The organism is Halomonas sp. (genome assembly GCF_041689495.1).
GTDB lineage: Bacteria > Pseudomonadota > Gammaproteobacteria > Pseudomonadales > Halomonadaceae > Halomonas.
Genome location: NZ_JBDNGD010000379.1, coordinates 1 through 7,801 on the forward strand (window position 1 = coordinate 1; position 7,801 = coordinate 7,801).

At 62.0% G+C, this 7,801-nt stretch carries 8 protein-coding genes; 2 read left to right on the forward strand and 6 right to left on the reverse strand.

Annotated elements, in window-relative coordinates; genetic code table 11:
• The first annotated feature begins 34 nt into the window (after positions 1 to 34).
• Positions 35 to 1,051 (forward strand): TRAP transporter substrate-binding protein DctP, encoded by a 1,017-nt coding sequence (gene dctP / locus ACESMD_RS11830; protein ID WP_372613386.1) that lies wholly within the window; start codon positions 35 to 37, stop codon positions 1,049 to 1,051.
• Between the two features lie 285 nt (positions 1,052 to 1,336).
• Here the strand turns inward: dctP and ACESMD_RS11835 are convergent, their stop codons facing one another.
• The 3 genes from ACESMD_RS11835 to ACESMD_RS11845 all read right to left on the reverse strand — a co-directional run bounded on the left by ACESMD_RS11835 (position 1,337) and on the right by ACESMD_RS11845 (position 4,005).
• The gene (locus ACESMD_RS11835; protein ID WP_372613388.1) at positions 1,337 to 2,620 is read right to left on the reverse strand and encodes a TRAP transporter large permease; all 1,284 of its coding nucleotides are present in this window, start codon (positions 2,618 to 2,620) and stop codon (positions 1,337 to 1,339) included.
• Between the two features lie 98 nt (positions 2,621 to 2,718).
• The gene (locus ACESMD_RS11840) at positions 2,719 to 3,312 is read right to left on the reverse strand and encodes a TRAP transporter small permease (RefSeq protein ID WP_372613390.1); all 594 of its coding nucleotides are present in this window, start codon (positions 3,310 to 3,312) and stop codon (positions 2,719 to 2,721) included.
• A 159-nt stretch (positions 3,313 to 3,471) separates the two neighbouring features.
• Positions 3,472 to 4,005, reverse strand: coding sequence for a TIGR02444 family protein (locus ACESMD_RS11845; RefSeq protein WP_372613392.1), 534 nt, complete (start codon positions 4,003 to 4,005; stop codon positions 3,472 to 3,474).
• A 56-nt stretch (positions 4,006 to 4,061) separates the two neighbouring features.
• Here ACESMD_RS11845 and ACESMD_RS11850 point away from each other — a divergent pair, with 56 nt between their 5' ends.
• Positions 4,062 to 6,002 (forward strand): ATP-binding cassette domain-containing protein, encoded by a 1,941-nt coding sequence (locus ACESMD_RS11850; RefSeq protein ID WP_372613395.1) that lies wholly within the window; start codon positions 4,062 to 4,064, stop codon positions 6,000 to 6,002.
• A 36-nt stretch (positions 6,003 to 6,038) separates the two neighbouring features.
• On the opposite strand, the gene dtd is transcribed toward ACESMD_RS11850, so the two are convergent.
• From dtd to ACESMD_RS11865, 3 genes are all read right to left on the reverse strand, one after another.
• Positions 6,039 to 6,476, reverse strand: coding sequence for a D-aminoacyl-tRNA deacylase (gene dtd, locus ACESMD_RS11855; protein ID WP_372613397.1), 438 nt, complete (start codon positions 6,474 to 6,476; stop codon positions 6,039 to 6,041).
• A 58-nt stretch (positions 6,477 to 6,534) separates the two neighbouring features.
• Positions 6,535 to 6,960 carry a hypothetical protein gene (locus ACESMD_RS11860; RefSeq protein ID WP_372613399.1) on the reverse strand — a complete coding sequence of 142 codons (426 nt, stop codon included), beginning with the start codon at positions 6,958 to 6,960 and terminating at the stop codon, positions 6,535 to 6,537.
• A gap of 87 nt (positions 6,961 to 7,047) precedes the next feature.
• Positions 7,048 to 7,801: universal stress protein (locus ACESMD_RS11865; protein ID WP_372613401.1), on the reverse strand; the 754-nt coding region annotated here is incomplete at its 5' end.

Here is a 7,801-nt window from a genome sequence, read left to right on the forward strand (position 1 = left end):
CTGGAGTCACATCAACAAGAGGGGAATACGCATAATGAAAATGAAATTGAACAAGATCGCCCTGGGTATCACCGCATTCGGTCTGATGAGTGTGGCCGCATCGGCCAGCGCGGAAACGTGGCGCTTCGGTCTCGAGGAAATCGAGGGCAGCGTTCAGCATGGCTATGCGGAGGAGTTCAAGAAGCTGGTCGAGGAAAAAACCGACGGCGAGGTCACCGTTGAACTGCTTCCCTATGGTTCTTGGGGCTCGACGTACTCTGCCCTCTACGATGCTGTCCAGAGCGGCTCGATTCCCTTGGCCTTCGGCTCGGGCGCACTGGGCGGTACCGTGCCTGAAAGCCAGCTGCTCAGCTTGAACTTCGTCACGCCCGCGGATCAGCTGGAAACGGCCAAGGTGCTCAACTCGCCGGCGTTCCTCAAGAGCGACCCCTGGCAGGAGGCCTTCCGCGAACGGGGTCTGGTGCCGCTCGCCGAGCTGACCGAAGGCTATCAGGTGTGGACGACCAACAAGCCGATCGAAATACCCGCCGATATGGACGGCCTGCAGATCCGCGTCATGGACAACAGTCTGCTTCGTGAAGCGTACAAGGCCTATGGCGCCGCCCCCATCTCGATCGCCTACGGCGAGCTCTATAGCGCCCTGCAGCAGGGCCAGGCGGAAGGTAACATTCAGCCGGTGTTCGCCCACGAGGAAATGGGCTTCTATGAAGTCCAGGATTACATGATCTTCGCCAAGCAGGCGCAGTTCGTGGCCACGCTCATGGGCAATCTCGACTGGTACGAGGGCCTGGGTGATGAGCAGCAGGAAATGCTCGATGAGGTCACCGCCGAGCTTGTTGAAAAGGGCTACAATATTCAGGACGAGTTCAACTCCACGCGTCTGGACACCATCAAGGAAAAAAGCGACATTAAAATCATCGAGCTGACCGATGAGCAGCGCGAGAAGTTCCGCGAAATGGCCGAGCCTGTGCGCCAGACGTTCATCGACGATGTCGGCGAGCGCGGCGAGCAGGCGCTCGATATCCTGCTGGAGGAATTCGATACTGAGTGAGTCGTCCGCTAGCCGAAGCGCCTAGGCGCTTCGGCTATTCTGACGTGCCATAGACCTAGCAGTAACAGAAAGAATCACGTGAAATAGAAAATGAGACCGGGTGGTCAAGCAGTCAGCGCTGCGAAACCACCCGGTTTTTTTATCGCAGAGCAGCGTGAATAGTAAGGCTGAAAACGTCTTGTCGGAGGGCTCCGGTCGGGGCGTCTACAGGGATGGGTGCCACCGCACCGGTCTTCGTAGGAGGCCAAAGGCCTCCCCGCAGCACCACCTGTCCTGGGTAACACCTCAATTACTCCTTAGCGAGGGCAACAGCAGTGAAATCTCGGGGAACAGGATAAGGATGAAGGTGGCCAGCACCATGATCGCAATGAACGGCGGCGTGCCGCGTATCACGTCCATATAGGGCCGGCGGAAGACGGCAATAGCGGTGAAGATATCGCAGCCAAAGGGCGGGGTTGCCGAGCCGATGGCCGCTTGGAGGGTAACGATGACGCCGACATGTATCGGATCCAGGCCTGTCGACATGACCAGCGGCTTGAAGATCGGCACCAGGATCAGAATGACGACGATCGGGTCGACGAACATGCAGCCGATGAAGAAGGCGGCGGCGATCAGCATCAGCGCCAGTATCTGACTATCGCCAATGCCCTCGATCAGCGGGCCAAGTAGTTGCTCGGGAACGCCGGCTGTACCCAGGGTTTGCGAAAACGCGGCGCCTATTGCCACGAGGATGAAGACGACGGCGGTAATCATGCCGGTCGACAGCGCCAAGCCGCCGAGATCGCGAATGGATACCTGGCGGTAAATCACCATCTCGAGGATAAGCGCATAGGCCACGGCAACGGCGGAGGCCTCGACCGCGCTGAAGAAGCCGCCGTAGATACCGCCGACGACCAGCACCGGAAAGCCAAGAGGCAGGATGACCTTCCGGATGGCTTTTGCGCGCTCTTTCCAGGACGCGCGCGGCTCCGGCTCGATGCCCTTGAGACGCGCATCGATGTAGCAGTAGGCCGCGAACATCAGCAGAATCATAAGGCCGGGCAGGATGCCAGCGAGGAAGAGATCGCCGATTGAGGTCTTCATCACCACGCCATAGATGATGAAGCCGATGCTGGGGGGGATCAGCAGGGCGATATCGCTGGCGTTGATGATCAGGGCCAGGGTGAAGTGATCGGTGTAGCCCTTGGCCAGAAGGCGAGGGCGCATCGGCCCGCCTATGGCCACCACCGTAGCCTGTGTGGAGCCGGAAACGGCGCCAAACAGTGCGCATGACGCGACCGTCGTGATGGGTAGCCCACCGCGGATATGTCGAGTAAAGGTATCGACCACATCCAGAAGACGGTTGGCCGTATGCCCCTTGGTCAGGATGTCGGCGGCGAAGATGAACATCGGCACGGCGGCGAGTACCCAGCTACCCACGCCGTTGATCATCCAACTCACGGCCTGGTCGGGGCCGAAGAAGGTCATGCCGGTGAACATCATGTACAGCGTGCCCGCGGCCAGCGGCACCATCATCGGAAACCCGAGAAGCAGCAGCACGAGCATTATAATACCTAGCCAAGCCAGCATGCGGTTATCCTCAGTGTTGTTGTTGGTTTGTCGTTAATCGTTGTGTGCGATCCTGAGGCTCGCATCAGGATCGATTGGCGGGTCCTGTCCATTGGTTTTTAACCATCCGTTGGCACATCGGAAAATTCTTCTTTTTCTCGGAAGGTGCGGTAAATATCCTCGCTTATCAGGTTGCGAACGGCTGTCATTACGTATTGGATGCCCGCGAGGCTAAAGCCGATGGGCAGTGCCGTATACACCATCCACATGGGGATGTGCAGCGAGGAGCTGGTGCGCCCATGATCGTGGAGGAACAAGACGTAGCCGATAGACTTGTAGGCGAAATAGAACATCAGGATGGCCGTGCCAATACAGATGAAGATCAGCAAGGCCTTACGGAGTCGGCCGCTGAGCTGCTCATAGATCGCGGACATGCTGATGTGGCGAGCGTGCCGTGCCGCATAGCTGACTCCCACAAACGTGATCACCACGATAAGCATCTCGGTGACCTCATAGGTTCCGGGGATGCCTTGATGAAAGATCAAGTTGCCGACCACGTGGGTGCTCATCAGAAGGGCCATGGCGAGGATGCTGCCTGCCATGATGGTCTTCTCTACCGCACCCATCCAGCAATCCAAAGTATTCAGGATGCCTAATAGACCGCGTGGGCGTTCGTCGCGCTTGTCGTCGGAGGGAGGGGATGATCGAGTCATGTTGCAAGCTTCCCATGTCGTGTCAGGGGTGGGCGAACCGATGCGGGTGAGCCTCGGGTCTGAGTGTCATCGACAGCATTGCTCATGTACCAAAGGTAGTCGTGTTTTTTGAAGTTACAGGCTTTGCGCCATCAGTGCCACATGTCACCAGGCAGCATCTCAGCGACCGGCGGAGGCGCGTCGTGTCAGGTGCTTTGCCAGCGACGTCAGCGAGCCGACTAGGGAGGCATTGAGCGGTGCAAGGTGCCGATACAGGCGAGCGTAGAGGTCGCCATCGGCTGGGTGCCAGGGACGCATGCCGTCTCCACGCTGTGTCAGAGCCTGCAGTCGAACCAGCGTTTCGTGCTCGGCTGCCAGCTCGGCGCGCTTGAGCCGCTCGCGCCAATCCGCCAGCGCCGATCCGGGGCGCGCGTGGGGTTTCAGCGCGCGGCGTCGGGCGCGTAAGGGGTAGGTTTGCCGGGCCTGATGGTCGCGGATCGGTGCCAGGGCCACGGTGACGCTTGCGGCCGGCGCCAAGCCGAGGTGATCGAGCCAGCCCAGCCAAAGCAGCTCGCAGACGTCGGCGCCGGCTCGGTCCTGCAGGTCGAGGCAGGCGCTGGCGACCGCCGGGTCGGCATACTGCGTCAAGGCGTAACGCCAGAGGGCATCGGGAATGCTCAAGGCGTAGGAAGATTGGGTAGAATCGTGGGTCATGACACGGTTGTCGTCCCGCTGGGCGGCAGCCTCACGCACTGCCGAGTGGAGCAAGCATGATCGCACTGCGCCAAGTTTCCCTGCAACGCGGTACCCAATCCCTGCTCGAGGGAGCAGACCTGACCCTGCATGCCGGTCACAAGGCGGGGATCGTCGGACCCAACGGGGCAGGCAAGTCGAGTCTCTTCAAGTTGCTGTTGAACGAACTGAGCCCGGACAAGGGTGAGGTCGAGATGAGCGGTGGCCAGCGCATCGCCCACATGGCCCAGGAGGTCGAGGCTCTGGATCGCGCCATTCTCGATTATGTACTCGATGGTGACCATGAGCTGCGCTACACGGAAAGGGCCCTGACGGCGGCAAGGGAGTCGGGCGATGCCCACCGCGAGGCCGAGTTGCATGGCAGCATCGAGGCCCTGGACGGCTACTCGGCCCCGGCTCGGGCGGCCCAGTTGCTGGTAGGGCTCGGCTTCGTCCAGTCCGACCTGGAGCGACCGCTCGCCGACTTCTCCGGGGGCTGGCGGATGCGGATCAACCTGGCCCGGACCCTCTTCATGCCCTCGGATCTGCTGCTTCTCGATGAACCGACCAACCATCTGGACCTGGATGCCCTGCTGTGGCTCGAGCAATGGCTGATCCGCTATCCCGGCACCCTGCTGCTGATCTCCCACGACCGTGATTTCCTCGATGCCGTCTGCGATCACATCGTGCATTTCGACCGCCGGACGCTGGCGCTCTATCGGGGCAACTATTCCACCTTCGAGCGAACCCGGGCCGAGAAGCTGGCCCTGCAGCAGGCCGAAGCGGCCAAGCAGCAGGCGAGGCGAGAGGAGATCGAGCGCTTCGTGGCACGCTTCCGCTACCAGGCCAACAAGGCCCGCCAGGCCCAGAGTCGCCTCAAGGTACTCGAGCGCATGGGCGATATCGCGGTGGCCCATGCCGACTCGCCCTTCCATTTCACCCTTCCGTCATCGGATAAGACCTCCCACCCACTTCTTGTGCTGGACGAGGCACGATTGGGGTATCGTGATGAGGCAGGCGGCGAGATCGCCCAGCTCGAGGAGGTCAAGGTGACCCTCTTGCCGGGGCAGCGGATCGGTCTGCTCGGTCCCAACGGCGCCGGCAAGTCAACCCTGATCAAGTCGCTCACCGGCGACCTGCCCCTCCTGGCCGGCAAGCGGGTGCCGGGTGAGCACCTGGCCATCGGCTACTTCGCCCAGCATCAGCTCGAGAGCCTGGACCTGGCGTCTACCCCCTTCCAGCACGTACAGCGACTGTCGCCCACCGCCGCTGATCTGGATATCCGCAAGTTCCTGGGGGGCTTCGGTTTCCACGGTGATGATGTCTTTTCCCAGGTGGGTCGTTTCTCCGGTGGCGAGAAGGCGCGGCTGGCACTTTCCCTGGTGGCCTGGCAGAAGCCCAACCTGCTGCTGCTCGACGAGCCCACCAACCACCTGGACCTGGAGATGCGTGAGGCCCTTACCGAGGCCCTCGCGAGTTTCGAGGGGACGGTGATCATCGTCTCCCACGATCGACACTTGTTGCGGGCCACCGTGGATGAGTTCTGGCGTGTGGCGGACCATCGGGTCGAGCCTTTCGACGGTGACCTGGACGATTACCGTGCCTGGCTCAAGGCACGGCTGGAGGGCGAGCGTCGTGTGGCGCGTGTCGACAAGGCCGAACGTCAGGCAACGACGGCCGCTGCACCCAGGAAGGATCGCAAGGCCGCCCGCAAGGCATCGGCTGATCGGCGCAAGAAGCTTCAGCCACTCAAACGCGACAGTGATCGTGCCGAGAAGGAAGTGGAAGAGGCCCAGGCGGCGATCGCCAAGCTGGAAGAGACCCTCGGAGAGGCCGACCTCTATACCGATGAGGCCCGCAAGGCCGAGCTGACCCGGCTCCTGGCCCGTCAGGCCGAACTCAAGTCGCGGCTCGACAAGAGGGAAGATGCCTGGCTGGCCGCCCAGGAGGCGCTGGAAAGCGCCGAGCGCCAAGCGTAAAGCACTCAGCTGCTCAGTGACGGTCGCTCGGCGCTATCAGCTCTCCAGCAGGAAGGTCACCGGCCCGTCGTTGATCAGCGCTACCTGCATATCGGCGCCGAAGTCCCCGCTGGCCACTCTGGGCCAGGCGGCCTGAGCCTTATGGAGCAGATAGTGAAAGAGACGCTCGCCCTCGGCGGGCGGGGCCGCGCTGGAGAAACTCGGCCGCATCCCCTTGCGGGTATCGGCCGCCAGGGTGAACTGGGGAACCAGCAAAAGGCCGCCTTCTACCTGCTGCAGGTCGAGGTTCATCTTGCCCTCGCCATCGCTGAATACGCGATAGTGCATCAGCCGGTGGAGCAGCCTGTCGGCCCGCGCCTCGTCGTCGCCCTTTTCCACGCCCACCAGGGCCAGCAGTCCCCGATCGATGGCGCCCCTTTCCCGGCCGTTCACTTCCACGCTGGCGCGCCTGACGCGCTGGATCAGGGCTTTCATTCGCCGCAACGCCTCCTGTTCTCTGGATCAGCCGGCAAGGTTAGCATGACGCCTAGGATCATCGGCCCAGCAGGGCGTCGCGGAAACCCGCATTCAAGGGTTCCTCGCCCAGCCAGATCCCGAACAGCGCGTTGGCCAGGGCCCGGTCCTCTCCCCGATAGAGCGTCTCGCGGACCTTGTCGCGGGTCGCCTCGGCGAAGTCCCCGGCCTCGATGGCGTGGAAGTACTCCAGCTCCAGGTGGCGAGGCACCGCGGTCTGTGGTGACGGCTGCGGGGTATCTGCGGCCTGGTAGTAGGCGCCGGCGCAGGCATCCCAGATCATGTACTCGAAGAGACCGTGACCGATCAGTGTGTAGATTCTGCCGTTGGCCTCGAACGAGGTGGGGAAGCGGGCGTCCTTGACCTTGACGCTGTCAGCGCTGACGGGCAGGGGAATGAACACTACCCACAACAGGCCGATGGCCCCGACGATTGGCTGGCGCATGAGGAACCTCTCGGGATGAGAGATGTTCTACGGACAGCACTATCCTGTAAAGGTTATGTATACCTGTAAAGGTTGTGTATGGAAACACTACCAGGCACGGCAGAGCATGAGATCGCAATGCGGCTCGGCCAGCAGGTGCTCGGTAATCTGGCTATGTCGACCCAGCTGGCCGCGGCTGCCCAGCGCCAGGAGGTCGGGTGGCTGGCGACGCAGGCGAGTCAACAGTACGTCGAGTGGGGCGCCCTGGGCCAGAACGAGTTCGAGCTCGGGAACATCCTCCAGTTCGCTCATCAGCTGCTCGGTCTCGCGCTCCGGCAGGGTGCGCAGGCGAGCCACTTCGCGGTCTCGCCAGCGGGCGAAGTCGCTGTCGGAACCCAGTTCCCGTTCACCGGGGATATCCCAGGCATGCAACAGGGTTAGGCGTGCCTCGGGAAAGCGCTTTAGGGTCTCGCGAAGGGTATGGCGGGAGGTCAACGAGAAGTCCATGGGGACCAGGATGTCCTGCCACTCCTGGGTTGCCAGGTGGCTTACCGAAAGCACCGGACATGGCGCGCTGCGAAGCACCCGGGCCAGGGTGGTGCCGGCGACCAGGTCCGGTTGGCCGCGCTTGCGATGGGCACCGAGGATGATCATGTCGACATCACGCTCATGCGCCTCACGGATGATTTCCGCGTAGGGAGAACCGGTGACCGTCTGGATCAGGGTCCGGGGTTCGGGGAGGGCGTAATCCTCTCGGATATCGGTGAGGATGGTCTTGATGTCGGCCACCACTGCCGCCTCGAGGTCCTGCAGGACGCGTTTGGGCAGGTAGGGGTCGAGGACATGGAGCACGTCGAGGCGC

Coding starts and splice junctions, on each gene's coding strand:
- dctP (WP_372613386.1), top strand. CDS start 35: ATGAAAATGAAATTGAACAAGATCGCCCTGGGTATCACCGCATTCGGT.
- ACESMD_RS11835 (WP_372613388.1), bottom strand. CDS start 2,620: ATGCTGGCTTGGCTAGGTATTATAATGCTCGTGCTGCTGCTTCTCGGG.
- ACESMD_RS11840 (WP_372613390.1), bottom strand. CDS start 3,312: ATGACTCGATCATCCCCTCCCTCCGACGACAAGCGCGACGAACGCCCA.
- ACESMD_RS11845 (WP_372613392.1), bottom strand. CDS start 4,005: ATGACCCACGATTCTACCCAATCTTCCTACGCCTTGAGCATTCCCGAT.
- ACESMD_RS11850 (WP_372613395.1), top strand. CDS start 4,062: ATGATCGCACTGCGCCAAGTTTCCCTGCAACGCGGTACCCAATCCCTG.
- dtd (WP_372613397.1), bottom strand. CDS start 6,476: ATGAAAGCCCTGATCCAGCGCGTCAGGCGCGCCAGCGTGGAAGTGAAC.
- ACESMD_RS11860 (WP_372613399.1), bottom strand. CDS start 6,960: ATGCGCCAGCCAATCGTCGGGGCCATCGGCCTGTTGTGGGTAGTGTTC.